This is a genomic window from Burkholderia sp. Bp9015 (assembly GCF_003853505.1).
In the GTDB taxonomy this organism is placed as follows: Bacteria; Pseudomonadota; Gammaproteobacteria; order Burkholderiales; family Burkholderiaceae; genus Burkholderia.
Window position 1 is genome coordinate 116,565 of record NZ_QTPZ01000017.1, and the last position, 26,138, is coordinate 142,702.

At 69.5% G+C, this 26,138-nt stretch carries 20 protein-coding genes and 1 pseudogene; 3 read left to right on the forward strand and 18 right to left on the reverse strand.

Annotation, left to right across the window (positions count from 1 at the left end; all coding sequences use genetic code 11):
• Positions 1–312: 312 nt before the first annotated feature.
• The 3 genes from DIE12_RS19670 to DIE12_RS19680 all read right to left on the reverse strand — a co-directional run bounded on the left by DIE12_RS19670 (position 313) and on the right by DIE12_RS19680 (position 6,353).
• Positions 313–3,951: a hydantoinase B/oxoprolinase family protein gene (locus DIE12_RS19670; protein WP_124520397.1), complete on the reverse strand. Its 3,639-nt coding sequence runs from the start codon at positions 3,949–3,951 to the stop codon at positions 313–315.
• Between the two features lie 130 nt (positions 3,952–4,081).
• Positions 4,082–5,386, reverse strand: a complete 1,305-nt coding sequence (locus DIE12_RS19675; RefSeq protein ID WP_044847288.1) for an MFS transporter — start codon at positions 5,384–5,386, stop codon at positions 4,082–4,084.
• 193 nt (positions 5,387–5,579) lie between these two features.
• Entirely contained in the window at positions 5,580–6,353 is a 774-nt protein-coding gene (locus tag DIE12_RS19680; RefSeq protein ID WP_124487714.1) for a putative hydro-lyase, read from the reverse strand.
• A gap of 203 nt (positions 6,354–6,556) precedes the next feature.
• On the opposite strand from DIE12_RS19680, the gene DIE12_RS19685 reads away from it, so the two are divergent.
• A complete protein-coding gene (locus tag DIE12_RS19685; protein WP_124520398.1) occupies positions 6,557–7,489 on the forward strand; it encodes a LysR family transcriptional regulator in 933 nt (310 codons plus the stop codon).
• A gap of 62 nt (positions 7,490–7,551) precedes the next feature.
• Here the strand turns inward: DIE12_RS19685 and DIE12_RS19690 are convergent, their stop codons facing one another.
• The 7 genes and pseudogenes from DIE12_RS19690 to DIE12_RS19720 all read right to left on the reverse strand — a co-directional run bounded on the left by DIE12_RS19690 (position 7,552) and on the right by DIE12_RS19720 (position 14,058).
• Positions 7,552–7,878, reverse strand: coding sequence for an antibiotic biosynthesis monooxygenase (locus tag DIE12_RS19690; RefSeq protein ID WP_124520399.1), 327 nt, complete (start codon positions 7,876–7,878; stop codon positions 7,552–7,554).
• Between the two features lie 65 nt (positions 7,879–7,943).
• A complete protein-coding gene (locus DIE12_RS19695) occupies positions 7,944–8,930 on the reverse strand; it encodes a YkgJ family cysteine cluster protein (protein WP_124520400.1) in 987 nt (328 codons plus the stop codon).
• Positions 8,924–9,733: a MetQ/NlpA family lipoprotein gene (locus DIE12_RS19700; protein WP_124520401.1), complete on the reverse strand. Its 810-nt coding sequence runs from the start codon at positions 9,731–9,733 to the stop codon at positions 8,924–8,926. The genes DIE12_RS19695 and DIE12_RS19700 overlap by 7 nt, the downstream gene beginning before the upstream one ends.
• Positions 9,730–10,779, reverse strand: a complete 1,050-nt coding sequence (locus DIE12_RS19705; RefSeq protein WP_124520402.1) for a formylglycine-generating enzyme family protein — start codon at positions 10,777–10,779, stop codon at positions 9,730–9,732. Before DIE12_RS19705 ends, DIE12_RS19700 begins: the two co-directional genes overlap by 4 nt.
• A gap of 10 nt (positions 10,780–10,789) precedes the next feature.
• Complete coding sequence (locus DIE12_RS19710; protein ID WP_124520403.1) at positions 10,790–12,745, reverse strand: arylsulfatase; 1,956 nt, start codon at positions 12,743–12,745, stop codon at positions 10,790–10,792.
• A gap of 179 nt (positions 12,746–12,924) precedes the next feature.
• Positions 12,925–13,002, reverse strand: a pseudogene (locus DIE12_RS19715) (short-chain dehydrogenase); the annotation flags it as partial.
• Between the two features lie 102 nt (positions 13,003–13,104).
• Positions 13,105–14,058: a LysR family transcriptional regulator gene (locus DIE12_RS19720; RefSeq protein ID WP_124487720.1), complete on the reverse strand. Its 954-nt coding sequence runs from the start codon at positions 14,056–14,058 to the stop codon at positions 13,105–13,107.
• Positions 14,059–14,185: 127 nt separating this feature from the next.
• Between DIE12_RS19720 and DIE12_RS19725 the strand changes: the two genes are divergently transcribed.
• Complete coding sequence (locus DIE12_RS19725; protein ID WP_124487721.1) at positions 14,186–15,205, forward strand: NAD(P)-dependent alcohol dehydrogenase; 1,020 nt, start codon at positions 14,186–14,188, stop codon at positions 15,203–15,205.
• A 300-nt stretch (positions 15,206–15,505) separates the two neighbouring features.
• On the opposite strand, the gene DIE12_RS19730 is transcribed toward DIE12_RS19725, so the two are convergent.
• From DIE12_RS19730 to DIE12_RS19770, 8 genes are all read right to left on the reverse strand, one after another.
• Entirely contained in the window at positions 15,506–17,821 is a 2,316-nt protein-coding gene (locus DIE12_RS19730; RefSeq protein ID WP_124487722.1) for a TonB-dependent receptor, read from the reverse strand.
• A 194-nt stretch (positions 17,822–18,015) separates the two neighbouring features.
• On the reverse strand, positions 18,016–19,233 hold the full coding sequence (locus tag DIE12_RS19740; protein WP_124487724.1) for an MFS transporter: 1,218 nt from the start codon (positions 19,231–19,233) through the stop codon (positions 18,016–18,018).
• Positions 19,230–20,306: an ABC transporter substrate-binding protein gene (locus DIE12_RS19745; protein ID WP_124487725.1), complete on the reverse strand. Its 1,077-nt coding sequence runs from the start codon at positions 20,304–20,306 to the stop codon at positions 19,230–19,232. The genes DIE12_RS19740 and DIE12_RS19745 overlap by 4 nt, the downstream gene beginning before the upstream one ends.
• Positions 20,307–20,340: 34 nt before the next feature.
• Positions 20,341–20,751 (reverse strand): biopolymer transporter ExbD, encoded by a 411-nt coding sequence (locus DIE12_RS19750; RefSeq protein ID WP_124487726.1) that lies wholly within the window; start codon positions 20,749–20,751, stop codon positions 20,341–20,343.
• Positions 20,751–21,467 (reverse strand): MotA/TolQ/ExbB proton channel family protein, encoded by a 717-nt coding sequence (locus DIE12_RS19755; protein WP_124487727.1) that lies wholly within the window; start codon positions 21,465–21,467, stop codon positions 20,751–20,753. Before DIE12_RS19755 ends, DIE12_RS19750 begins: the two co-directional genes overlap by 1 nt.
• Before the next feature lie 41 nt (positions 21,468–21,508).
• Positions 21,509–22,312, reverse strand: a complete 804-nt coding sequence (locus DIE12_RS19760; protein WP_124487728.1) for an energy transducer TonB — start codon at positions 22,310–22,312, stop codon at positions 21,509–21,511.
• 33 nt (positions 22,313–22,345) lie between these two features.
• The gene (locus DIE12_RS19765) at positions 22,346–23,392 is read right to left on the reverse strand and encodes an ABC transporter substrate-binding protein (protein WP_044847304.1); all 1,047 of its coding nucleotides are present in this window, start codon (positions 23,390–23,392) and stop codon (positions 22,346–22,348) included.
• A gap of 44 nt (positions 23,393–23,436) precedes the next feature.
• Positions 23,437–24,606, reverse strand: a complete 1,170-nt coding sequence (locus tag DIE12_RS19770; protein WP_124487729.1) for an LLM class flavin-dependent oxidoreductase — start codon at positions 24,604–24,606, stop codon at positions 23,437–23,439.
• Positions 24,607–25,046: 440 nt separating this feature from the next.
• Between DIE12_RS19770 and DIE12_RS19775 the strand changes: the two genes are divergently transcribed.
• Complete coding sequence (locus tag DIE12_RS19775; protein ID WP_124487730.1) at positions 25,047–26,123, forward strand: ABC transporter substrate-binding protein; 1,077 nt, start codon at positions 25,047–25,049, stop codon at positions 26,121–26,123.
• Positions 26,124–26,138 lie beyond the last annotated feature (15 nt).

The following is a 26,138-nucleotide window of genomic DNA, read 5'->3' on the forward strand; positions in this document are numbered from 1 at the left end:
CCCCGCCGGACGGCGGTTTGCGGGAAATCGAGGCATCCCGGCAGCGATGTGTCGGCACGGCGCTGCGGCGGGGTCGGATCGCATTGCGCAGCGCGCGGAATCGGGATTCTCGTTGCCCGTTCGTGCGTGAATGCGCGCCCTTATTCCCAGCGCCGTTGCAACATCGCGTCGATCGGTGCGAGCGAATAGATCGCCGGACCGCGCAGCCGATGCAGCGGCATGAATGGAACCGGTGCGATCGCCGCCCGGAACGCGCGAAAGCGGTGCGGCGGGCGCCCCGCCGCACCGCTTTCCGCGTGCGCCCCCTGCCGCTCAGCCCGCCGCGCCGTACCCGCCGCCGCCCGGCGTTTCGACGACGAACACGTCGCCCGGCGCCATCTGCGCGCGGCCGATATGCTCGAGCGTCTCGACCGTGCCGTCCGCCCGCTCGATCGTGTTGCGACCGAGCGCGCCGGCCTCGCCGCCCGCCGCGCCGAACGGCGCGTGGATCCGGTTGTTCGACAGGATCGACGCGGTCATCGGCTCGAGGAAGCGGATCCGCCGCACCGCGCCGTCGCCGCCGCGCCAGCGCCCGGCGCCGCCGGAACCCGCGCGCAGCCGATGCGAGTCGAGCCGCACCGGATAGCGCCATTCGAGCACCTCCGGGTCGGTCAGCCGCGAGTTCGTCATGTGGGTCTGCACCGCGCCGACGCCCGCGAAGCCGTCGCCCGCGCCGCTGCCGCCGGCGATGGTCTCGTAGTACTGGTAGCGATCATTGCCGAACGTGAAGTTGTTCATCGTTCCCTGGCTCGATGCGACGCAGCCGAGCGCGCCGTACAGCGCGTTGGTGATCGCCGACGACGTCTCGACGTTGCCCGATACCACGGCCGCCGGATACTCGGGGTTCAGCATCGAGCGCGCCGGCACGATCACCGTCAGCGGCTTCAGGCAGCCGGCGTTCAGCGGGATGTCGTCGCCGACCAGCGTGCGGAACACGTACAGCACCGCGGCCATGCAGACGGCCTTCGGCGCGTTGAAGTTGTTGTCGAGCTGCGCGGACGTGCCGGTGAAGTCGATCTCCGCGCGGCGCGCCGCGCGGTCCACGCGGATCGCGACGCGAATCTCGGCGCCGTTGTCGAGCGGATAACGATACGCGCCGTCCTGCAGCGCGCCGATCACGCGCCGCACCGCTTCTTCCGCGTTGTCCTGCACGTGCCCCATGAACGCGAGCACGACGTCGCGGCCGAACTGCCCGACCATCCGCCGCAGCTCGTCGACGCCCTTCTGGTTCGCCGCGACCTGCGCGCGCAGGTCCGCCATGTTCTGCTCGACGTTGCGCGCCGGATAGCGGCCCGACGCGAGCAGCGCGCGCGTGTCGGCATCGCGCAGCACGCCCGCCGACACGAGCTGCCAGTTGTCGATCAGCACGCCTTCTTCGTCGATGTGCGTCGAATCGGGCGGCATCGAGCCCGGCGTCGTGCCGCCGATGTCCGCATGGTGGCCGCGCGAGCCGACGTAGAACAGCGGCGTGTCCGAGCCGTCCGCGAACACCGGCGTGATGACGGTGACGTCCGGCAGGTGCGTGCCGCCGTGATACGGGTCGTTCAGCATGAACACGTCGCCGTCGCGCATGCGGCCGCGGTTGCGCTCGATCACCGTGCGGATGCTCTCGCCCATCGAGCCCAGATGCACCGGCATGTGCGGCGCGTTCGCGATCAGGTTGCCATCGCCATCGAAGATCGCGCACGAGAAGTCGAGCCGCTCCTTGATGTTCACCGAATACGCGGTGTTCTGCAGCCGCAGCCCCATCTGCTCGGCGATCGACATGAACAGGTTGTTGAAGATCTCGAGCCGCACCGGATCGGCATCGGTGCCGAGCGAGCGGCGCGTCGGCAGCGGCGTCGTGCGCGTCAGCACGAGGTTGCCTTGCGCGGTCATCTGCGCGCGCCAGCCGGGTTCGACGACGGTCGTGCCGTTCTTCTCCGCGACGATCGCCGGGCCGTCGATCGCGTCGCCGGCCAGCAGCGCGTCGCGCACGTACAGCGCCGCGTCGTGCCATTGACCGCCGGAATGGAAACGCACGGCGCTGTGCGCGCGTGGCGCCGCGCCCGTGTCGCGCGGCACGAGCGGTGCGATCTCGACCGGCGCATCCGAGCGGCCGATCGCCTCGACCGATGCCAGCTCGGCGACCAGCGGCGTGCCGGGCATCAGGAACGCATAGCGCTGCCGGTACGCGGCCTCGAACGCCTGCTGCATCGCGGCGACGCTGCCGGCCGGCACGTCGAGCGCGGAATCGGTGCCCTGGTAGCGCAGGTGCACGCGCCGCTCGGTCGCGATGCGCTCCGGCGCCACGCCCTGTTCGAGCAGCGCGCCGACCGCGTCGTCGGCCAGCCGGTCGAGCGCCGCGTTCAGCGCCGGCAACGATTCATCGGACAACACGGCTTCCACCGCGCGCTCGCGCATCGCGGTCTGGTCGGCGAGCCCCATCCCGTAAGCGGACAGCACGCCCGCGAGCGGATGCGCGAACACCTGCGTCATCCCGAGCGCGTCGGCCACGCCGCAGGCGTGCTGGCCGCCCGCGCCGCCGAACGTCGTCAGCACGTAGCGCGACACGTCGTGGCCGCGCTGCACCGAGATCTTCTTGATCGCGTTCGCCATGCTGCCGATCGCGATTTCCAGGAACCCTTCGGCCAGCGCCTCGGGCGTGTCGCGCCGCCCGGTCGCCGCGTGAATCTCGTCGGCGAGCGCCGCGAATTTCGCGGCCACGCCGTCGCGGTCGAGCGGCTGGTCCGCATGCGGGCCGAACACGCGCGGGAAGTGATCGGGCTGGATCTTGCCGAGCATCACGTTGCAGTCGGTCACCGTCAGCGGGCCGCCGCGCCGGTAGGCGGCCGGCCCCGGGTTCGCGCCGGCCGATTCGGGCCCGACGCGCAGCCGCGCGCCGTCGAAGCCGAGCACCGAACCGCCGCCGGCCGCGACCGTGTGGATGCTCATCATCGGCGCGCGCATCCGCACGCCGGCCACCTGCGTCTCGAACACGCGCTCGAATTCGCCGTTGTAGTGCGACACGTCGGTCGACGTGCCTCCCATGTCGAAGCCGATCACGCGCTCGAAGCCGGCCGCGCGCGCGGCGCGCACCATCCCGACGATGCCGCCGGCCGGGCCGGACAGGATCGCGTCCTTGCCCTGGAACGCGTCGGCGCGCGTCAGGCCGCCGCTGCTCTGCATGAACTGCAGGTTCACGCCGGGCATCTCGTGCGCGACCTGCTCGACGTAGCGGCGCAGGATCGGCGACAGGTAGGCGTCGACCACGGTCGTATCGCCGCGCGACACCATCTTCATCAGCGGCGACACCTCGTGCGACACCGACACCTGCGTGAAGCCGATCCGGCGCGCGAGGTCCGCCAGCGCGCGCTCGTGCGCGGTGTAGCGATAGCCGTGGATCAGCACGATGGCCAGCGCCTGCACGCCCGAGTCGAACACGCGGCGCAACGCCGCTTCCGCGCGTTGCACGTCGAGCGGCACGACGACGTCGCCGTGCGCGCCGATCCGCTCGTCGACCTCGACGACCGTCTCGTACAGCGCATCGGGCAGCACGATGTCGAGATCGAACAGGCGCGGCCGGTTCTGGTACGCGATGCGCAGCACGTCGCGAAAGCCGCGCGTCGTCGCGAGCGCGGTGCGTTCGCCCTTGCGTTCGAGCAGCGCGTTGGTCGCGACCGTCGTGCCCATCTTCACCATGTCGACGCGCTCGGGCGTGATCGGCTCGCCGTCGGCGAGGCCGAGCAGGTGGCGGATGCCGGCGACGGCCGCATCGCGATACTGCTCGGGATTCTCCGACAGCAGCTTGTGCGTGACGAGCGAGCCGTCGGGCCGGCGCGCGACGATGTCGGTGAAGGTGCCGCCGCGGTCGATCCAGAATTGCCAGCGCGCGGCGTCGGAGGAAACGGGGAAAGTGTGTCGGTCAGTCATGGCGATGAACTCGATGCGTCGTTGAACGAAGGACGAGCGCCGCCGCACGGCGCGCGTCGCGCGCCGCGTGAGGGCTTCGATGAAAAGGGAGCGGTAGAAAGGCGGCGGGCGGGCGCCCGCCCATGCGGCGTTATGCGGCGTCGAGTTCGCGGCCGCGCGTCTCGGGCAGCGTCAGCGCGGCGACGATCAACACGCCGTAGGCGGCGACCGCGAAGATCCCGATGCTCGCGCCGAGCCCGTAGTGCTTCGACAGCGCGCCGATCAGGAACGGGAACAGGGCGCCGATCGCGCGGCCCACGTTGTAGCAGAAGCCCTGGCCCGAGCCGCGCACCCGCGTCGGGAACAGCTCGGTGAGGAACGCCCCCATCCCGGAGAAGATGCCCGATGCGAAGAAGCCGAGCGGGAAGCCGAGCCACAGCATCGACGCGTTCGTGAGGTGCAGCACCGGCGACGTGTAGGCGAACGCGATCACCATCGAGCCGAGCGCGAACAGGATGAAGTTCGGCTTGCGGCCGAGCCGGTCGGTCAGGTACGCGCTCGTCAGGTAGCCGACCCACGAGCCGAAGATGATCATCGCGAGATAGCCGCCGGTGCCCATCACGGTCAGGTGCCGCTCGGTCTTCAGGAAGGTCGGCAGCCAGGTCGTGATCGCGTAGTAGCCGCCCTGCGCGCCGGTGGTCAGCAGCGCCGCGCGCAGCGTCGTCGACAGCAGTTTCGGCGCGAAGATTTCGGTGAGGCGCGGCGCGTCGGCTACCTTCGCCTGCGTGGCCTTCTCCTTCTCGTAGACGTCCGGCTCCTTCACGTAGCGGCGGATCACGACCACCAGCAGCGCCGGCGCGAGGCCGACGAGGAACAGCGCGCGCCAGGCCTGTTCGGCCGGCAGCACCGAGAACAGCAGCGCATACAGCAGCGCCGACAGCCCCCAGCCGATCGCCCAGCCCGACTGCACGAGGCCGACCGCCTTGCCGCGATCGCGGGCGCGGATCACTTCGCCGATCAGCACCGCGCCGGCCGTCCATTCGCCGCCGAAGCCGAAGCCCATCAGCGCGCGCGCCGCGAGCAGCTGGTGATAGTTCTGCGCGAGCCCGCACAGCGCGGTGAACACGGCGAACCACAGCACCGTCAGCTGCAGCGTGCGCACGCGGCCGATCCGGTCGGACAGGATGCCCGCGATCCAGCCGCCGAGCGCCGACGCGAGCAGCGTCATCGTGCCGATGAAGCCGGCGTCCGCGAGCGAGATGCCCCACGTCGCGACGAGCGTCGGGATCACGAACGACAGCATCTGCGTATCCATCCCGTCGAGCATGTAGCCGACCTTGCAGCTCCAGAACGCGCGGCGTTCGCGCGGCTGCGCGTCCGCATACCATCCGAACAGGCCGTTGCGTGCGGGGCCCGCGGGGTCGGCGGCGGGCGCCGCGAGGGTCTTGCTTTCCATGGTGAAGCTCCTGTCGAAATATGCGGTCGAAACCTTGCGTGTGGTGTCGTGCGCTTCTTGCGTCGTGCGTTGCTTGCGCGCGTCGCGCCGCGGGTGCGCGCCGCCCTCCGGGCGGGCGGATCGTCTGTGGTCGCGGCATGCCGCCGCGCCGGGGCCGGACCGGCGCCCGTGCGGGCCGCCGGCGTCGGTCGGGTCAGAACACGGCCAGCGACGCGTTCGTGATGTCGGTCATCAGCATGTAGCCGGGCGTATGCGCGATCGCGAGCGGCAGCTTCGCGTCCATCAGCGCGGTTTGCGGCGTCACGCCGCACGCCCAGAACACCGGCAGTTCGCCGTCGCGCACCGTCACCGCGTCGCCGAAATCGGGCGCGCCGAGATCGGCGATGCCCAGTTCCTGCGGATGGCCGATATGGACCGGCGCGCCGTGCACGCCCGGGAACCGGCTCGTGATCTGCACCGCGCGGATCGCGTCGGCGCCGCGCAGCGGCCGCATCGACACGACCAGCTGGCCGCCGAAGATTCCCGCGCGCCGGTTCGGAATCGTCGTACGGTACATCGGCACGTTGCGACCCTCCTCGATGTGGCGCAGCCCGATCCCTTCGCGCGCCAGCATGTCCTCGAACGAGAACGAGCAGCCGATCGCGAACACGACGAAATCGTCGCGCCACAGCGCTTCGAGCGATTCGACCCGCTCCGTCAGGCGCCCGTCGCGGTAGACGTTGTAGCTCGGCACGTCGGTGCGGATGTCGAGATCCTCGCCGAGCACGTCGAGCCGGAACGCGCCGGGTTCGCCCACGCCCAGCAGCGGGCACGCTTTCGGGTTCGCCTGGCAGAAGCGCAGGAAGTCGTGCGCGTACGCGTTCGGCAGGATCGCGAGATTGGCTTGCGCGAACGGGCCGCACTGGCCGGCCGTCGGGCTGCGAAACGTGCCGTTGCGCACGGACTGGCGGAATTCGGTAGGCGTCATGATGGTCGCGGGCAGATCGATATGTCGTCGGAATGACGGTTGCGTCAGCGGATACGGCGAAGAATAGAAAAGAAAAAATTTTGTCGCCAACGAGTTTTTTTGCGTCGCGTGTATAGAATTTCTTTACACGAAGCCGGGTTTTCCCCAGTCCCGTTCATTTTTTCAGCGGGGCAAGCTGCGCGCCCAACGCCTTGCCGACCGCCATGAACACGCGTTTCCTCGAAACCTTCGTCACGCTCGCGAAGCTGCGCAACTTCCGCACGACGGCCGCCGCGCTGCATGCGACGCCGGCCGCGATCTCGCAGCGCCTGAAGGCGCTCGAGGACGAATTGCAGACCGTGCTCGTCGATCGCGACAGCCGCGAATTCCGGCTCACGCCGAACGGCGAGTACCTGCTCGGCTATGCGAAGGCCGTCGTCGAGGCGACACACGAGCTGCAGGCCGCCGCGGCCGGCGAAAGCGCGCTGCGCGGCAAGTTGCGGCTCGGCGTGATCGAGACGGTCGTGCACAGCTGGCTGCCGCATTACCTGCGCCGCCTCGCCGCCGACTATCCGCAACTGGAGATCGACCTGACCGTCGACGTCAGTGTCGTGCTGCAGCGCCGGCTGATGGCCGGCGAACTGGACCTGATCATTCGCGTGGAGGGAAGCGACGAGGCGTCGGTCGTCTGTGACGCGCTCGCGAACTATCCGGTGCGCTGGATCGCGCGCGCGGGGCTGCTGCCGACTGCGCGCGCCGGCCTCGCGCGGCAGGTGCTGCGCCAGCCGATCCTGACCTACGGGCGCGGTACCGCGCCGCACCGCGCGCTCGAGGACATCGTGCGCACGCTCGCGCACGCGCATGGCGTGCCGCTGTCGGAGACGCGCATCACCGGCTCGCCGTCGATCTCGGTGATCGTGCAGCTCGTGCGCGACGGCTTCGGCGTCGCCGCGATTCCGGTGCTGTTCGTGGATGCGCTGATCGCGAGCGGCGAGGTCGTCGAGCTGCCGCTGCAGCCGTCGCCGCCGTCGATCGTCGTGTCGATGTCACGGCGGGCGGACGCGCCGAAGTTCGTGCATGGCGCGTCGATCGCGGCACGCGCCGCGTGTCACGAGTATTGCGAGAAGAGCAACCGGCTGCTGGTCGAGGCGCTTTGATGTCGTGTGGCGATGCCGGGCGGATCACGCACGGCGCCTGAATCGCCCGTTCGGCGATCGGCTTACGCCGGCTGCCGCGCATGCGGCTGCGCGAGCTTGCCGTCGCCGTACTCGTGCAGCACCTGCGAGATCACCACGCGATAGCCGTCCAGCCAGCGCGCCTGCTTCGCCTTCGCTTCCAGATGCGCGGGATGCTGCATCAACTGCCGCAGCGCCGCCTCCGATTCCCAGTAGTAGACGTTCTGGATCAGCCCCGCCTCGGCGTTCTCCCACGTCTCCTCGCCGAGGTAGCCGGGCGTCGCGCGCGCCATGTCGGCGATCTGCCGGTCGAGGCGGTGGAATTCGTCGTCGTATTGCCCTGCGCGGAAAATGAAGGTCGATGCGTACATGCGCGCCCCATCGGAGACGGTTGAAAGAGCGCCAAGTGTAAGGCACGCGCGGCGTGCCGCCGGTGTCACGCGGTGAGCGCGATGGAAGCGTGCCGATCGTCGAGCCACGCGTCGATGCGCGGGGCGTCGGTGCGCGTGCCCGCCGTGGCGGCCGGCATGGCGGCGAGTGCGTTCCCCGCACGTTCGAGTGCCTGCGCAAAGCCGCGCAATTCGGCCGTCGCCGGCCGGTCGTCAAGACGACGGCGTGCGAGCGCCGCCTCGATACGTGCGTCGATCAACGCGCGCTGCGCGTCGATGAAGTCGATGCACAACGCGCGGCAATGTGCGGACACCGATGCGACCGCCAGCAGCACCGGCACGATCGACATCGTCAGGTAACCGCCGGGCGCAAGCCGCGCCAACGCCGCGCGCACCTGCGGTCCGCCGTCGATCAGCGATGCGAACACCGCGTCGCGCCATACCGCACGCTCGAACGCGAGCGCATCGCGAAACGTGTCGAGCGCCGCGCGGTCCGCGAGCTGCCCTGCCGTCACGAGCGGCAGCGCCGACGCCATATCGACGGAAGCCGTGCCGTCGTCCGCGCCGACGATGCAATTCGCACCGAGCCACGCCGTCTCGTCGCGCCGCCCGGCGAGCACGCGGGATTGCAGGCGGTCCGGCAGCATCGGATCGAGCGGCACGGCGCCGCAGATCGAAGGCTTGTCCGCATGCACGCTGCAGCGGCCGTCGTCGGCCAATGCAGGACAGCGCCCGAGCGACGGATAGTCGTAGCCCTGAAGCGTCAGCGCAATCCATTCGTCGTTCGCGCCGCGTGCGCGGTGGAACAACGCGTTCGCGAGCGCATCGCAGGCGGCGATGTCGTCCGCGTCGAGCGCATGCTCGCGTCCGCCCGCGCGCGTTCGTTCACCGATGCGCCGCTTCGGCACACGATGGATCGTCAGCGCGCCGACGAAGCGGTGCCGATGCCGGAACAGTTCGCGCAACGACAGCGTCGGCGCGCTGTTGCAGCAGCGGCCGCACGCATTGCACGCGAGGCGGTAGTCGTCTACCACGGCCGCCGCACCGAGTCCTGATAGCGTGTCAGGATGAAATGCGCGACGTCGTGCGAGTGATACGCGGCGACGAGCTGCGCGACCCACGGCTTCGTGCGGTCGGCGTCGCGCACGGTCAGCACGTTCGCATACGGCGAGCGCGCATCCTCGAGATTGATGCTGTCGCGCGCCGGTTGCAGCCCAGCGCGCGCGGCGTCCTCGTAGTCGATCGCGACGAACGCGGCCGAGTCGAGCGCCGCATGCAGCCGGTCGCGGCGCAGCGCGACGAACTTCAGCGCGAGCCGGTTGCCCGTCACGTCGCGCAGCGTCGCGTGCAGGCCGGCCTGGTCGCGCAGCGTCACCAGCGTGTCGTTCTGCAGCAGCACGAGCGCGCGAGCCATCCCGCGCGGATCGGCCGGGATCGCGACCGTCGCGCCGGGCTGCAGTTCGTTCAGACTCCTGATCTTTCGTGAATAGAGCGCCATCGGCAGCGTGACGGTCGGCGCGACGGCGTTCAGTGCATGACCTTTCGCCGTGCGCGTCGCGGCAAGGCGCTGCGCGTCCTCGAAGCTCGCCGCGTCGATCCTGCCGTCGGCGAGCGCGGTATCGATGCGCGACGCGTCGTCGAATTCGACGACGTCGACATTCAGCCCGCGCGTGGCGGCGACACGCTTCACCTCGTCCAGGATGTCCGCATGCACGCCGCGCGTCACGCCGACGCGGATCGTCGACGTGACGGTTTCGGCCGCAACGATCCAGCCCGAATGGGCGACACCGCACGCAACGATCAACGACGCGGCAACGCAATGCATCACCCGCTTCATGACGCATCCCTCAGAATCGTGCGGAACCCGATATGCGATGCACCGAGATCCGCTTCCTGCTGCTCGCGCGACGACGCGCGATAGCGCACGCAGTAATCGCGCGAGCACAGGAACGAGCCGCCCTTGATCACCATCGGCGTGTCGTGCCGGCGCGTCGGCGGTGCGACGGCCGCCGTGTCGCCGTTCGTGTGCGACTGATGCTGGCCCGTGTATGTGTCCTTCGTCCATTCCCACGCGTTGCCGATCATGTCGTACAGATGGAAACCGTTCGCCGCATAACAGCCGACCGGTGCGAGGCCCGCGTGGCCGTCCTCGGCCGTATCGAGCACCGGGAACGCGCCCTGCCAGTAGTTCGCGGCCGGCTTGCCCTGCGCGTCGCGCGGCGCCGCATCGAGCGACGCGTCGTCGCGACCGGCCTTGCCCGCGTATTCCCATTCGGCTTCGGTCGGCAGATCGCGGCCGAGCCAGCGCGCATACGCGAGCGCGTCGCGCTGCGTGACGAGCGTGACGGGCAGGTTGCCGAGCCCGTCGACGCTGCTGCCGGGGCCGCGCGGCTGCCGCCACGATGCGCCCTTCACCCAGGTCCACCATGCGAGGTCGCGCGCGTTCAGCTCGTCGCGCGTCGGCACGTGAAACACGGCCGCGCCGCCCTGCTGCTCGGCCTCGGTCACGTAGCCGGTCGCCTGCACGAACGCGGCGAACTGCGCGATCGTCACGTCGGTCTGGTCGATCCAGAAGCCGCCGACGCGCGTCTTGCCGTCGCCCGCCGGACGCTCGTCCGCATAGCCGCGTGTGCTGCCGAACACGAACGCGCCGCCGCTCAGGTGCACCATCCCGGCCTTCGGGTCGTCGCGCCACTTCGCGGGCAGGCCCGAGTAGCGCTCGCACTGCCGCTCCGAGCCGAGCGGCACGAGCGGGCGGCCGCGATTCGCGTCGTCGAAGGCGCCGGCGGGCGGCGCCGACGGGCTCGCATAGCCGACGGCGAACGCAGCCGCGAACAGCGTGGCCGCGAGCGCCGCGCCGAGTGTCCGGAAGCGGAACCGCATCGTGCCGTCCTCAGTAGTAGCCGCGCGGACGCAGCGATTCCACCCCGCCGACGTTGCTCATGTACGTCTTCCACTGGTCGACGAGCGTGCTGATCACCGACGGGTTCTGCGCCGACACGTCGGTCGTCTCGCCGCGATCCGCTGCAAGGTCGTACAGCTGCCAGTGGCCATCGAGCGGCCCGAGCGGCGGCTCGGTCCACAACGCCTTCCAGCGGCCGTCGGCGCTGCGCAGGTATGCGCGGCCGTACGCTTCGTCGCCGAACGGCGTGGTATGCACCTCGCCCGTCGCCGAGCCGGTGAGCACCGGCAGCAGCGACTGGCCCGTCGGCGGATAGACGTAGCGGTTGTTGTAGACGACCTTGCCCTTGTTCTGGTCGACGCCCGTCAGCGTGTTCACGAGCGGCGGCGCCGGTTGCGACGGCGGCGTGACGCCCGCGACCGCGAGGAAGGTCGCCGTGTTGTCGGTCACGTGCGTGAACGCGCGCAGCGTCGGCAACTGGCGTGTCTGCCCCGGCAGCCGCACGATCGTCGGCGTCGACACGCCGCCTTCGGCCGAATAACCCTTCGTGAGCCGGAACGGCGTCGCGCTCACTTCGGCCCAGCGCAGCCCGTACTGCAGCCGTTGCGCGTTCTGCTTGCCGTTGTCGGTGCCGAGCGTCGAATAGACCGGCTCCTGCCCGTTCGCGGTGTCGGTCGCCGTCGGGTCCGCGCCGGAGTCGATCGGCCAGCCTTCCGCGCCGTTGTCCGACTGGAACATGATGAACGTGTTGTCGTATTCGCCGATGTCCTTCAGGTGCTGGATCAGGAGGCCGATGTTGTAGTCGAGATTCTCGACCATCCCCGCGTAGATTTCCATGTAGCGCGCCTGCGCGCGGCGCTCGGCCGGGCTCAGGCTCGCCCACAGCTTGTCGACCTTGCCGGTGCCGTAGTCGCTGTAGCCGTCGGCGGCGGAATGCACGGCGCTGATGTACTTCGCGTTCGCGGTGCCGTTGTTCGCCGTCGCCGGCGACGCGGCCGTCGTTTCGGGCAGGCCGTCGAACGGCTTGAAGTCGGCGGGGATCAGGCCGAGCGCCTTCTGCCGCGCGATCCGCGCGTTGCGGATCGCATCGTAGCCGGCGTCGTATACGCCCGCGTACTTGTGCAGCCACGGGTCCGGCACCTGCAGCGGCCAGTGCGGCGACGTGTAGGCCGCGTACGCGAAGAACGGCTTGCCGTCCTGCCTGTTCGCATCGATGTACGAGATCAGCTTCTGCGTATAGAAGTCCGTCGAGTAGAACACGGCCGGATTGCCGCCCGCGCCGCCCGGCTGTCCGGGCTGGCCCGGCTGCACGTAGCTGCCGTCTTCCGTGTAGTTCGACGAGCCGGCCGGCTCGTGCGCGAAATGGTTCGTCGCCGCGCCGCCGAGCAGCACGTAGCTGCGCTCGAAGCCCCACTGGTCGGGCGTCTGTCCGCTGCCCGTCGCACTGCCGACGATCCCCGAGCCGATGTGCCACTTGCCGGCGATGTACGTGTGATAGCCGGCGTCCTTCAGTAGTTGTGCGAACGACAGCGCGCGATCGTTCAGGTAGCCCTCGTAGCCGGGCAGCGCGCGCCGCTCGTCGGTCGGCACGCCCATCGTGCCTTCGCCGACGAGGTGGTGGTCGGTGCCGGAAATCAGCATCGCGCGCGTGATCGCGCAGACGGTGCCCGTGTGGTGGTTCGACAGGATGCGGCCCGACGCGACGAGCGCGTCGAGGTTCGGCGTGTTGATCTCGCCGCCGAATGCATGGATGTCGGAGTAGCCGAGATCGTCGGCCATGATGTACAGGATGTTCGGGCGCTTCGCGGCCTGCGGCGGTGTCGCGGCCGACTGCGACGGCGCATCGCTGTCGACGCCCCCGCACGATGCGAGCGACAACACGCCGGCAATCGCGGCGCAGACGACACGGAAACGGAAGGCATGCAACGGCGACGCGGACTTTTTCATTTTGTCGAACGCTCGATTACGGATCGGCGATCTTAGCGGCGCCCGCGCGGCGCCCAAAGTCGGATTCGTCACATGCTAACGGGAAGCAGGAATATGCACGCCGCCCGTTGATCGACGACTCGCGCCGTCATGCACGCGTTGCGTCAGTTGCGTCCGCCGAGGGTACCGCCGTCGTTCACCGCGAGCGCGTTGACCGTCACGCCGTGTCCGGCGAGTTCCAGCGCCCACGTGCGCGTGCAACCGACGAGCGCGCTCGCGCGCGGCGCATGCACGACCCGCACCGATTGTCCGTCAGGCGCAGAAAACGCGTGTGGTCGCCGTCGTCCGCGTCTTCCGCATCGCCCGATCCTGCGGCGTCGCTACGTAGCGTGAACGCTGCGCCGCGGCACGCGCTCGCCGTCGGCGTCGTCCGATGCCAGCATGCGCGGAATCTCGTCGACGAACGCATCGATGACGACGCGCACCTTCGACGGCACGTTGCGCGACGCCGGCCGCACCGCGAACACTTCGGCGCCCGACACGCTGTCGCTGTCCATCACGAGCGCGAGACGCCCGTCGCGCACGTACGGCGCCATCAGCCAGCACGGCAGCCACGCGAGGCCCGCGCCGGCTGCGGCCGCGTCCGCGATCGCCAGCAGGTCGTCGAACCGCAGGCGGCCGGCCGGGCGATGGTCGTGCACCGCGCCGTCCGGGCCGATGATCCGCCACGGCGTCGGCTGCCCGCCGCGCGAATACGCGATGCCGACGTGCGACGCGAGCTCGTCGGATCCAGTCGGCCGGCCGTGACGTTCGAGATACGCCGGCGATGCGCAAATGCCCATCCTCTGTACGCCAAGCCGCCGCCCGACGAGCGTGCTCGTATCCGCAAGCTCGCCGATGCGCACCGCGATGTCGAAGCCGTCGTTGACCAGGTCGGCCAGGCGATCGCTGAACGACACGTCGATTTCAAGCCGCGGATAGCGCTCGATGATGCGCCGTACGACGGGCGCCACACATTGCCGGCCGAACAGCACGGGCACGCTGATCCGCACGCGCCCGGCCGGCTCGCGCCGGCCCGAGTCGAGCGCGGCCTCCGTCTCGCCGAGTTCCACCAGCAACCGCCGGCACTGCTCGTAATAGACGAGCCCTTCGTCGGTCAAGCCGAGCTGGCGCGTCGTGCGCTGCAAGAGCCGCGCGCCGAGCCGTTGTTCGAGACGCGCGACGATCTTCGCCACGGCCGAGCGCGTCATGCCGAGGCGCAGCGCCGCCGCGGCGAAGCTGCCCGACTCGACGACGTCGACAAATTCGGCGATGCCTCTCAGCCGCTCGTCCATGCAGTTCCACTCCGATGGGATGACAGGTTTGTATCCGTGCCGGCGACAATCGTTGGCCGAATAATCGCCAATGCGTCCGGACGCGCAACACTATGATAGTCCGGTCTATCTCGAAAAAGGAGTCGACATGCACGCATGGCAAATCAGACCGGGGGACGGCATTGCCGCGCTCCGGCGCATCGACGCGACGCGTCGCCCCGTCGGGCCAACCGACGTCGTCGTGAAAATCCACTCGGCAGGCCTGAACTACCGCGACCTGATGTTCGCGCGCGGCGACTATCTCGGCATCGGCAAGGACGCGCTGATTCCTGTCGCCGACGGCGCCGGCGAGGTCGTCGAAACCGGCCGCGACGTCACGCGCTTCAAGCCGGGCGATCGCGTGATCAACACGTACTTCCCGCGCTGGATCGACGGGCCGCCCACGCCGCAGAAAGTCTCCGGTTCGCCCGGCGCGCAATTCGACGGCGTGCTGGCCGAGCACTTCGTGTCCGACGAAGCGGCGCTGGTCGCGATTCCCGCGCATCTCGACTACGACGAAGCGGCGACGCTGTCGTGCGCGGGCATCACCGCATGGAACGCGCTGTTCGCCGACGGCGGCGCGGGGCCGGGCTCGACCGTTGTGCTGCTCGGCACGGGCGGCGTCTCGATCGTCGCACTGCAGCTCGCGCACGCGGCGGGCCTGCGCACGATCGTCACGTCGTCGAGCGACGCGAAACTCGAACGCGCCCGCGCACTCGGTGCGGATGCAACGATCAACTATCGCGCGACGCCCGAGTGGCAGCACGAAGTGCTGCGGCTCACCGGCGGTGCGGGCGCGGATCTCGTCGTGGAAGTCGGCGGACACGACACGCTGCCGCGCTCGGTCGCCGCGACGAAGCTGGGCGGCGTCGTGTCGGTGATCGGCGGCGTCAGCGGGTTCGGCGGCCCCGAACTCGGGCTGCTGTCGCTGATCGGCGGCATTCGGAAACTGCACGGGATCATGGTCGGCAGCCGCGCGATGCTCGACGACGTCGTGCGGCTCGTCGATGCGAAACGGATCAGGCCGGTGGTCGATCGCGTGTTCGGCTTCGACGAGGCGCCGCAAGCGTATGCGTACCTGCAGTCGGGCCAGCATTTCGGCAAGGTCGTGATTCGCGTCGCTTCGTAACGGATGGATGAAGGCGGCCGCCGCCGCCTTCTTTCCCGCACACCCGGAACCCGTGCCGGATCCCCGGACGTCCCCGGATCGCCGGCTTCGCGACGCCGGTCGTCGCGTCGTCGCGTCGTCGCGTCGTCGCGTCGTCGCGTCGTCGCGTTGTAGCGTTGTAGCGCACCGTCGTGTACACGTATCGCGCGCCGACGAACGACGCAGGCATGAACCGAACCTTGCCGTTCACTTCGACGTTCCGATACCTGATCGACGTTACCGTCGCGCCGTTCGTCGAACGGACGCGGCATGCGCCGCGCGTCAGATCTTCGCGGTCAGCGTGATCCCGACCGTGCGCGGATCGCCGTACAGCACCGGATACGCGCCATACGACGGCAGCAGCTCGAGCTTCTTGTAAACCTTGTTCGTCAGGTTCGTCACGTAGCCCGTCACGATGTATTTCTGGTTCGGCGTCGTGTACGACACATGCGCGTTCAGCACCGTATAGCCGCCTTGCCAGAGCTGCGGCATCGTCTGCCGCGTCGCGCTGAAATATTCGCGGCTGCGGTAGTTCACGTCGCCCCCGGCCGTCAACGTGCCGAACGACACCGGCACGCGATAGTCGAAGCCCGCGTTCAGCGTCGTATGCGGCGAACGCGCGAACGAGTTGCCGACGGCCGTCGGCACGTAGCGGAACTCCGTGAAGCGCGTGTTCAGCATCCCGAGGTTCGCGAACAGGTACAGGCTGTTGACCGGCTGCGCCTTCAGCTCGAGTTCGAAGCCGTCCGCGCGCCCCTGCCCCGCATTCGACAACGTCGACACCGGCGGCCCGCCGAACGGGTTCGGCGCGAGCGCGAATACCTGGATGTCGCGATAGTCGTAGTGGAACACGCTCGCGTTGACGATCAGCCGCTTGTCGAACCACTCGCTCTTGATGCCGATCTCGTAGTCGGTCAGGTACTCCGGCGACACGGTGGACACCGTGCTCTGCGTATACGCGTTGCCGTTGTAGCCGCCCGAGCGGAAACCGCGTGCATAGCGGAAATATGCGCGCACGTTGTTGCTGAGCGCATATTCCGGCGTGAGATCCCAGGTCGGCGCACGCCACGTGTTCGTCTGGTTCTGCTGCGCGCTGACCGCGAGCGGCGACGACACCGACGACGGCGACCACCAGCTGTTCGGATCGCTGAACGTCACGCTGCCCGTGCCCTGCAGCCCCGTCAGATTGATGGTCTTGCGCTCGATCGTGTAACGCAGCCCGCCCGTCACGTTGAAACGGTCGGTGAAACGGTACTTGACGCTGCCGAAGATCGCCGCGCTCTGCGTGTGCTGCGTGAGGTCGGTCTGGTGGTAGAACGCGGGCGATGGCGCGCCCGGCAGGCCGCCGCCGGCGCCCTGCTCGGCCAGTTGCTCGGTAAACAGGTGCGTGCCGACCAGCCAGCTCAGCCGCTCGCTCTGCGGCGATTCGAGCCGGAACTCCTGCGAGAACTGGCGGCTCGACAGGCGGTCATGCGAGCGTGCCGCATCGAACGGCGAATAGTCCTCGTCGTCCTGATACCAGCGGTGCAGCCCTTCGAACGCCGTGATCGACGTCAGCGACACCGCCGGGTTGATGCGCCAGTGCGCGGTGAGCGACGTACCCCAAGTCGAGATGTGATCGCTCGACGGCGCATTGAGCGACACCGTGTACGGATCGGTCGACCCGACGAAGCCGAACTGGTTCGCGCCGCCGCGACCCGCGCCCTCCGCGTGCCATGCATCGCCGCCGCCCGTGTAGTTGCGGCCGTGGATGTTGAACAGGAAATCGGTGTCGGACGTCGGCACGGCCAGCACCTGGAAGCGCACCGCGTTGTCGTGGAAGCCGCCGAAGCGCCCTTGCTGCACGGTGTTCGTGTAAAAACTGTCGGCATTCTCGTGATACACCGACACGCGCGCGGCCAGCACGTCGTTCTTGCCGATCGGACCGCCGATCGCGGCTTCCGCGAGCCGGCTGTTGTACTGGCCGAGGCCGAGCTTGCCGTAGCCGCTCACGTCGAAGGTCGGCTTCTGCGACGTGATGCTGAGCGCGCCGCCGACGGTATTCTTGCCCCACAGCGTGCCCTGCGGCCCGCGCAGCACCTCGATGCGATCGAGGTCGAACAGCGGAAAACCCTGCCCGAACACGCTGTTGATGTATACGTCGTCGAAGTACACGCCGATCGGGCTCAGCGAAAGGTCCGAAGGATCGTTGCTGCCGACGCCGCGCAGGAACCAGCGCGGCCGTTCGCGGCCCTCGGTCGATTGTCCGTTGAAGTTCGGCACGTACTTCGTCACGTCGTTGATCACGCGCAACTCGTTGTTCTTGATCGCGTCGCCGCTCAGCGCACTCACCGCGACCGGCACGTCCTGAATGCGCTCCTTGCGCCGGCGCGCGGTCACGGTCACCGTGCCGAGATTCGCTTCGCGTACGGTCGACCCGCGATTCGCGCCGGTGGTCTTCGGCGCTGCCGCGGTCGCGTCGTCCGACGCCTGTTGCGCCGGCTTCGCGTCCGGCGCCCCCGCGGTCGCCGCGCCATCCTCTGCCCATGCGGGCAACGATACGGTGCCGCCCGTCAGCAGTCCCCCCAGCGCGGTGACGATTAGTTTTTTCCTGAACATCGATGAGTCATCCTGTTTGATCGGTTGAACGCACGTGCGTGCGCGACGCACGGGTTCTGTATTGCAATTCGGATGCCAGCATCGAGAAGCCCGTCACACGGGGCTGCCGGCACGCGCACGGTGCCGGCGTTGCTGCATACGCATCTGTGGAAGAAAGCAAACTGCTGGTCTCGCAACACCGGCAGCCAAGATCGTCAGGATAGCTTTGCAGGCAGCGGCTGCGCCGCACCGCGACGGCTCCCGGCGAACCGCAGCGCGAACGCCACCAGCACGACCACCGGCAGCCAGCACAGAAACACGGCCTGCAATCCGACGACCGGCACGAGCGCACTGCCGGCCAGCGGTCCGCAGAACGCGCCGGCCATCGACGCGAGGTTGTACAGGCTCGACACCTGGCTCTTGTCGGCCGGGTGGCGGCCCAGGTGCTGCATGTTGACGAGATGCAGCAGCGATGACCCGGCGCACAGCGCGGCGAGCCCTGCGCCGACGATCCACGCGTCGCGCGCGAGGCCGAGCGCGAGCAGCCCGGCGATGCCGCCTGCGAGACCGAACGCATGGCAACGGCGCCCGGTCATCCGCTGGGCGACATTGCCGAGCCCGAACAACGCGATCACCGCAACGGCACCCTGCAAGGTGAGCAGCGCGACGGCGCGCGTCTGCGACAGTCCGAGCGACTGAATCGCGAGCACCACCGTATACGTGCCGACGAGCGAGCGTGTCGCGCTGTTCACGGCCTCCAGCACGAGTTGCTCGCGCACGTCGTGGCTCCACGCGAGCGCGAGCAGCGCGCGCAGCGTGCCCGTTTCAGGCCGTGCGCGGCGCGGCGGCTGCTCGGCGTCGCCAAGCAGCATCCGGCTGAACAACGCCATGCCCGCGAAGCTCGCCGACGCCGCGCAGAACGTCGCGACCGCGCCGTGCGCGCCGATCAGCCAGCTCGCGAGCCACGGCCCCGCCATGCCGGTTCCGACCGACATGGCCGCGCGATACCAGCCCGCGCGCGCGAGGCCGATCTGCGCGAGACGCGCAAGGAATACGCCGTTGATCGACACGATCCGGAACGGGATGCATAGCCCGATCAGCCCCTGCGTGAGCGCGATCAGCGGCCACGCGCCGGTAAACGGCACGATGAGATTGAGCAGCATCGGCCCCATGCTCGCGGCGAAGTACACGCGCCGCGCGCCGTAGCGCGCGACGAGCAGCCCGGCAGGCAGGGTCATCAGTGCAATGCCGAGGGGCTCCATCGCGGCGATGATGCCGAGCCGCGCGCTGTCGACGCCGAGTGCCAGCGCATACAACGTCGTCGCGAGCTGCGCCATGCTGATCGTCGTGCCGCTCGCGAGCGCGAGCAGCATGAAGCCGCCGGTGAAGCGCTCGCGCCGCCATGCGCCGGCGACGCGTGCCGGCACGCTCACCGCGCGGCGTCGCGAAACGATGCCGCGATGCCGTCGAGCGCACGCCGGTCGATCCACGCGCGCACGTCGAAGTCGGCGGGCAGGAACCGCCAGTCGACCAGGAAACGCTTGAAATCGTCGAGCGCGGCGATCGACGCTTCGTCGAGATCCGTGCGCAGCCGCCGGTGGACGTCCGCGCCATAAGCCAGCCGCAGCCAGTCGTGGCCCGACCCCGTCTCGCGGCCGAGATAGCCGAGCACTTCCTCTTCGTGCTCGCGCGCCCAGCCTTCGACATCCGTCACGCGCGCGAGGAAGCGGCTGACGATGTCGGGATGGCGCTCGAGCGTCGCTGCGTTGACGGTCAGCGGCCGCGGCGAACCGTTGTTGATGCGGATCTGCGGATCGGGATGAAAGCCGATGTCGACGACCGGCTGCGCGCCGATCAGGTGCGCGGCTTCGAGCCCGAGCGAGCCTTTCACGTAGATCGCATCGACGTCGCCCCGCACCAGCGCGGCCGCTTCGGCTGCATAGAGCCGCCGGCTCGACAGGCTCGCCGGATGGCTGAATGCCGCGTCGCGGGTCACGGGGGTCGACACCGGCGCGCGCAGGTTCGACGCCGGTACGTCGACCCATTCGACGTCGCCGGGGCCGAGCCCGTCGAGCGACAGCGCACTGACGAAGCCGCGCAGCGCCGCCGCGCGGAAGATGTCGATGCGCTCGCCGTCGCGGCGCGGCAGGCCGATGCGGCGCCCGCGCAGGTCTTTCGGCCGCGTCAGGCCGGCTTCCGGCAGCGCGACGATCACCTGGGCCTCGTCGACCCAGGTCAGCGCGACCACACGCGTGTCGGCGCCGGACGCGCGCGCCCAGAGCGCGGGAATGCTGCCGCCCTGCCGGAACGCGTTGTCGAGCGAATGATCGACGTGCGCGTGATGCAGCGCCGCGTGCTGGCTTTCCTGCAATGCGCGTACGGTGATGCCGTCGCCGGCGAATTCGCTGTCGAGCCAGCCGAGATGCGCGGCAATGCCGAGCGGCGTCGGTACCGGACAGCGCGTGTACCAGATCGACTGGACGTTGTGTGAAGCCGTGGTGCTCATGGATGCGTTCGCAAAGGAAGTCTTGAAGGGCGCGTCAGCCGCGCGGCGCGGTGAGCACCGACAGCCGCGTGATGCCCACGTGCTCGATCGCGGCCATCAGCTTCGCGACGGTGCCGTACGGCACGTGCTCGTCGGCCTGCAGGTCGAGCGCGACGTCGGGGCGGCCGGCCTTCAGCGCGGCCAGCTCGGCCGGCACCGTGTCGAGCGCGACCGCTCGCTTGTCGAGATACACGATGCCCTTGGCGTCGACGCTCACGGTGACGTTCGGCTTGCGGTCGGCCGGCGCGGTAGCGACGGTATTCGGGAGATTCACGTGTACCGCGTTGTTGAGCAGCGGCGCGGTGACGATGAAGGCGACGAGCAGCACGAGCATCACGTCGACGAGCGGCGTGATGTTGATTTCGCTGAGCACGTCGTCGTTGTCGGAAGAAGACGAGAAGGCCATTATGCGAACGCCTCCTGGCGGGTGTCGTCGGAACGGCGTGCCGGCGCGGCGCCAGGCGCGGCGGCCGGCACGCGGAAGCCGGCCTTCTGCGCGAGCGTGACGAAGTCGGTCGCGAACGCATCGAGGTCGGCCGACGCGGCCTTCACGCGACGCACGAAGAAGTTGTACGCGAGCACGGCCGGCACGGCGACCGCGATGCCGATCCCGGTCGCGACGAGCGCCTCGCCGATCGGCCCGGCAACGACGTCGATGCTCGCCGACGCGCTGTGCGTGATCGCGGTCAGCGCATGGATGATGCCGAACACGGTGCCGAACAGGCCGACGAACGGCGCGGTGCTGCCGATCGACGCGAGCACCGCGAGCCCCGCTTCCTCGCGTCGGCGCGCATTGTGGATCTGCTGGCGCAGATGGCGTTCGAGCAGGTCGTGGCGGCTCCAGCTGTGTTCCAGATCGTGCGCGCTGCTCTCGTCGGCACGCCGCAGCGCGTCGAAGCCCGTCGCGGCGAGTTCGCCGACCGGGCTGTTCGCGCCGTCGAGCGCGGCCGCGTCGTGGAAGCTGTTCGCGGCCCAGAATGCGCTGACGTAACGCCGGTTGCGCGCGCTCGACCGCAGGCTCTGGATCGCCTTGACGACGATCAGCGTCCACGTGACGACGGAGAAGACGACGAGCAGCCAGAGCGCGCCCTGGACGATGAAGGTGGTCGGGATACCGGTCATGATGTGAGTTCCTTGGAAAATGTGGCGAGCCGCCCGGCGGGTCAGCCCAGCTTGAAATCGATCGGCACGTTGACCCAGCCGTCGACCGCTTCGTCGCCGCGCTTCGCGGGCACGAACGTCCAGCGCTTCACGGCGGCCACCGCCGCGTTGTCGAGCACGCGGCGGCCGCTGCTCGTGCGGACCTCGACGGAATCTGGCGTGCCGTTCGCGAGCACGTGCACGCGCAGCACGACGCGCCCTTCCCAGCCCTGGTCCTGCGCGAACGCCGGATAGTCGGGTGCCGGGTTGCGCAGGTATGCCGCGTCGCCGATCGGCGCGGATTCGCGCACGGGTGCGGCCGGCGCGGCGGAGACGGGCGCCGGGTTCGGGATGGCAGGCGCTGCGGCGACCTGTGCCGGTGCAGCAGTCGATGCGTCGCGCGCCACCGCGGGCACGACAGCCGGAGCGGCCGCCTGATGCGCAACGGCCGCACGCGGCTTCGGCGGGGTCGGCGCCTGCTTCAACGGCTTCGGCGGCACGACCGGCGGCGGCGGATGTACGGCCTGCGGCAACGGTTCGGGCGGCCGCGTCAACTCGACCGTCATCGGCAGTGGCCTCGGCGGTTGCACGGGCGGCTCGGCGGGCGCACGCGCCGCCAATAGCGCGATGCCCGCGTGCAGCGCCGCGACGGCGAGCGCAATCGCGCCCGCGCCGCGCCAAGCGCCCGGCTGCGCAGGCCGCACGTCCTTGCGCGCAGGCGGAACCGCCGGCGGCAGCCGTGTCGCGGGCACCGCAACCGCGGCGGCCGTGCGCGCCGCGTGCCGGCGCGCCGGCGGCACGCCGTATTCGATCGCCAGTCCTGTCATGTTCGACTCCTTGCAATGACGCGCCGCGGCGCGCTACGCGACCCACGCATGGCGATGCCGGTCGATCTGCGTGAACGGCGCCGGATCGATCCATGCGCGCGCATCGAAATCGCGTTCGAGAAAGCCCCACTCGACGAGGAAATCCTTGAACGCGACCAGTCCGTCGATCGACGTCGGCGCGAGCCCCGTTTCCAGATGCCGGTGCACGTCCGCGCCGTACGCGTAGCGCACCCACTCGTCGGACGCGCGCGTTTCGCGGCCGATATAGGCGACAGTCTCCGCCGGATGGCGCGCGGCCCAGTCGCCCGCGCCGACCACGACCGACAGGAAGCGGCTCACGAGATCGGGGCGCGCATCGATCAATGCGCGATCGACGGTCAGCGTGCGCGGCGTTCCGTTGCCGATCCGCACCAGCGGATCGGGGTGCGCGCCGAGATCGATGACGACCTGCGCGTCGATCAGGTGCACGGTTTCGAGCCCTTCGACACCTTTCACGAACACCGCGTCGACCTCGCCGCGCACGAGTGCCGCGATCTCGAGCCCGTACTCGTGCGGGCCGCGCGTGAACGACGCGGGCCCGGTGCGGCGCTCGTGCGTGTCGGGCAGGTCGACCCATTCGGCGTCGCCGTGGCCGAGCCCTTCCAGTTCGAGCGCGCTCAGGAACCCCTTCAACGCGGCCGCGCGCCAGAAGTCGATGCTGATCGGATGGCGCGGCAACCCGAGCCGCCGGCCGCGCAGATCGCGCGCGGTGCGGATGCCGCGCTCGGGCAGCGTGACGATCGCCTGGAATTCGTTGGTCCACGACAGGCCGATCACGCGCGTATCGGCGCCGCGAGCCCGCGCCCACAGCGCGGGAATGTTGCCGCCCTGCCGGAACGAGTGCGGCAGGCTGTGATCGAAATGCGATTCGCGCTTGTCGGCGTCGGCCGTCTCCTGCAGCGAGTGCAGCGCGATGCCGTCCGGCCCGAACTCCTCGTCGAACCAGCCGCGATGCACGGCGATGCCGAGCGCGGTCGGCACCGGGCAGCGCGTGTACCAGAGTGCGTCGCAAGCCGTGGCCTGCGCAGCGAGTGTCGTCATGGTGAGTGTCCTTGTCGTTTGAATGTGCAGGCCCACCGCCGCGCTCAGGCGCCGGCCACGCGCAGCGCCGCCTGCGTGCCGCGTGCGTTCAGCGCGCCGTCGACGAGCGGCAGCACTTCCTCGCCCACGCGGTACGCCTCTTCCAGATGCGGGTTGCTCGCGAGGATGAACGTCGAGACGCCGATGTCGACGTATTCCGCCAGCCGCTCGGCTACCTGCTCGTGGCTGCCGACGATCACGCAACCGGGGCCGCCGCGGATCTGCGACATCCCGGCCCACAGGTTCGGGCCGACGATCAGGTCGTCGAAGTGCTGCGTGTTGCCCTGGTGCAGCGCGAACTGACGTTTCGCGCCGACCGATTCCGACTCGCCGCGCCCGCCGAAGCCGTTGTGCGTCGACGCACTCACGGTCGCGAACATCTGCCGCAGCTCGGCCCACGCCTGCTCCTCGGTCTCGCGCGCCAGGATGTCGATGCGCATGCCGAAGCGCAGGTCGCGCTCGGCGTTCTGGCGGTCGAGCGCGCGGCGCGCCGCATCGATCACCTCCTTCTGCTTCGCGAGCGGCTCGCCCCAGCTCAGGTGCACGTCGCCGTGCTTCGCGGCGACCGCGAGCGCGGCATCGCTCGCGCCGGCCAGATAGATCCGCGGCGGTGTCTGGCCGCTCAGCGGCGGCAGCAGCCCGCCGGCTTCGACGCGATAGAAGCGGCCGTCGAACGTGAACGGCGCGCCGGCCGCGACGCCCTTCACGACGTCGAGAAATTCGTCGGTGCGCGCATAGCGGCTGTCGTGATCGATGAAGTCCCCGTACGCGCGCTGGTCGGGACCGCCGCCGCCCGTGACGACGTTCCACTCGACGCGGCCGCGGCTGATCCGCTGCAGGCTCGCGGCCATCTGCGCCGCATAGACGGGATGCACGAAATGCGGCTGCAGCGCGATCAGCAGTCGCAGCCGGCGCGTCTCGCGCGCCAGCGCGGCCGCGACGACCCACGGCTCCTCGGTAAAGCGGAAGATCGGAATCAGCGCGCCGTGAAAGCCTACGATATCGGCCGCACGCGCGACTTGCGACAGGTAGTCGATGTAGCCGAAATCGTCGTCGTCGACTTTGGGCGCAACGCGCGCTGCGCGCTGGCGGTTCCACTCGCCGCGCGTATGCAGGTCGTGTGCGCGCCGGCCGTCGCCGTGCATCGGCAGGCGCCACAGAAATTCAACAGCCATCGGGATTCTCCTTGTCGGCCCGTTCGGATTGCGTGCGGCACCGGCGTGCCGCGCGTATGCAGCGCTGTTAAGCACGCGGTGTGCCAACGCGCTCGCTCGCCGACCTGCGAAGCGACCGACGAGCGCGCGCGACGCCTTGCGGGCCGGGCGTCGGCGGCAAACGGCAGGAACGCGCCCGAGGTTGCCGGCATCGCGAACACGAGGCGGCGCGGTGCTGCTGCACCGGCCGCACCGGTGCTGCATGCGCAACAGCACTCGATGCGACTGTTGCTCACGCAACAGGCGATGCGCGGGCCGACGCGCCACGCATCGCGCGCGATGCCCGCTGCGCTTGCCGCACGGCCGTTTCCGTTCACTGGCCCGGAACTTGCAATGTGGAACGGCCCGCGCGTGCGACACCGCGCCTCGACCACGCTTACCCAGACAGGGGAATCTCACACATGACAGACAGGCCCGATTCGTCATCGGACAAGCAGCAGACGTTCTGGTACGCCCGATCGCCGGTACCGACGCCGCTCGGCATCGCCGTGCATCTCGGCTGGCTCAACGGCGAGACGTCGGCCGACGGCGTCGCGATCCGCTCGCCGCGCGGCGCCACGCGGCACGACGTGTCGTCGATCAGCGACCACACGCTCGCGCAGTCGTTTCGCCAGGGCGGCAGCATCCCCGCGATGTGGGCGCGCTCGAACGACGCGAATACGCGCGTGATCGGGTTGTCGTGGGTCGACGAATCGCAGCTGATCCTCGCGCGCCCCGAGTCGGGCATCCGCTCCGTGAAGGCGTTGCGCGGGCGCCGGATCGCGATTCCGAGCCGCCCCGACGATCGCATCGACATCTTTCGCGCGTCGGCGCTGCGCGGCTTCGTCAATGCGCTGAGCCTCGACGGATTGACCACGCGCGACGTCGAACTCGTCGACGTGCGCGCACGCACGCTGCAGGCCGTCGGGCCGGCGCGCGCGGCGAACCTGTTCGTGTCGCCGCAAGGCTTCTCGAGCCGCGCGCTCTATGCGGCCGAAGCCGGCGCGCTGCTGCGCGGCGAAGTCGACGCGATCTACGTGAAAGGCTCGACGGGCCTCGAGATCGCGCAACTGATCGGCGCGCACGTCGTGATCGACATCGGCTTCCATCCGGAGCGCTCGATCCGCAACAACAACGGCACGCCGCGCCCGCTGACCGTCAATGCGGACGTGCTCGCGAACCATCCGGACATCGTCGCCGGCTTCCTGAAGCTCGTGGTCGCCGCCGGCGAATGGGCGAGCGCGCATCCCGACGAAACCGCGCACTACGTGGCCGGCGAAACCGCGTCGTCGATCGACTGGGTGCGCGCCGCGTACGGCAACCAGCTGCACCGCCATCTCGGCGTCAATCTCGACGACGAATCGATCGCCGCGCTCGACGAGTTCAAGACGTTCCTGCATGCCCACGGCTTTCTGGAAGCGGACTTCGATGTCGCCGACTGGATCGACCCGCGCCCGCTTGCCGACGTGCTGCGGCCGTCGCTGCAGAAGCGCGCATGAGCCCCTTTACCGTTC

What these genes read in the sequence shown, in the direction of transcription:
- DIE12_RS19670 (WP_124520397.1), bottom strand. Translation starts at nt 3,951, where the DNA reads ATGACTGACCGACACACTTTCCCCGTTTCCTCCGACGCCGCGCGCTGG.
- DIE12_RS19675 (WP_044847288.1), bottom strand. Translation starts at nt 5,386, where the DNA reads ATGGAAAGCAAGACCCTCGCGGCGCCCGCCGCCGACCCCGCGGGCCCC.
- DIE12_RS19680 (WP_124487714.1), bottom strand. Translation starts at nt 6,353, where the DNA reads ATGACGCCTACCGAATTCCGCCAGTCCGTGCGCAACGGCACGTTTCGC.
- DIE12_RS19685 (WP_124520398.1), top strand. Translation starts at nt 6,557, where the DNA reads ATGAACACGCGTTTCCTCGAAACCTTCGTCACGCTCGCGAAGCTGCGC.
- DIE12_RS19690 (WP_124520399.1), bottom strand. Translation starts at nt 7,878, where the DNA reads ATGTACGCATCGACCTTCATTTTCCGCGCAGGGCAATACGACGACGAA.
- DIE12_RS19700 (WP_124520401.1), bottom strand. Translation starts at nt 9,733, where the DNA reads ATGAAGCGGGTGATGCATTGCGTTGCCGCGTCGTTGATCGTTGCGTGC.
- DIE12_RS19705 (WP_124520402.1), bottom strand. Translation starts at nt 10,779, where the DNA reads ATGCGGTTCCGCTTCCGGACACTCGGCGCGGCGCTCGCGGCCACGCTG.
- DIE12_RS19710 (WP_124520403.1), bottom strand. Translation starts at nt 12,745, where the DNA reads ATGAAAAAGTCCGCGTCGCCGTTGCATGCCTTCCGTTTCCGTGTCGTC.
- DIE12_RS19720 (WP_124487720.1), bottom strand. Translation starts at nt 14,058, where the DNA reads ATGGACGAGCGGCTGAGAGGCATCGCCGAATTTGTCGACGTCGTCGAG.
- DIE12_RS19725 (WP_124487721.1), top strand. Translation starts at nt 14,186, where the DNA reads ATGCACGCATGGCAAATCAGACCGGGGGACGGCATTGCCGCGCTCCGG.
- DIE12_RS19730 (WP_124487722.1), bottom strand. Translation starts at nt 17,821, where the DNA reads ATGTTCAGGAAAAAACTAATCGTCACCGCGCTGGGGGGACTGCTGACG.
- DIE12_RS19745 (WP_124487725.1), bottom strand. Translation starts at nt 20,306, where the DNA reads ATGAGCACCACGGCTTCACACAACGTCCAGTCGATCTGGTACACGCGC.
- DIE12_RS19750 (WP_124487726.1), bottom strand. Translation starts at nt 20,751, where the DNA reads ATGGCCTTCTCGTCTTCTTCCGACAACGACGACGTGCTCAGCGAAATC.
- DIE12_RS19755 (WP_124487727.1), bottom strand. Translation starts at nt 21,467, where the DNA reads ATGACCGGTATCCCGACCACCTTCATCGTCCAGGGCGCGCTCTGGCTG.
- DIE12_RS19760 (WP_124487728.1), bottom strand. Translation starts at nt 22,312, where the DNA reads ATGACAGGACTGGCGATCGAATACGGCGTGCCGCCGGCGCGCCGGCAC.
- DIE12_RS19765 (WP_044847304.1), bottom strand. Translation starts at nt 23,392, where the DNA reads ATGACGACACTCGCTGCGCAGGCCACGGCTTGCGACGCACTCTGGTAC.
- DIE12_RS19770 (WP_124487729.1), bottom strand. Translation starts at nt 24,606, where the DNA reads ATGGCTGTTGAATTTCTGTGGCGCCTGCCGATGCACGGCGACGGCCGG.
- DIE12_RS19775 (WP_124487730.1), top strand. Translation starts at nt 25,047, where the DNA reads ATGACAGACAGGCCCGATTCGTCATCGGACAAGCAGCAGACGTTCTGG.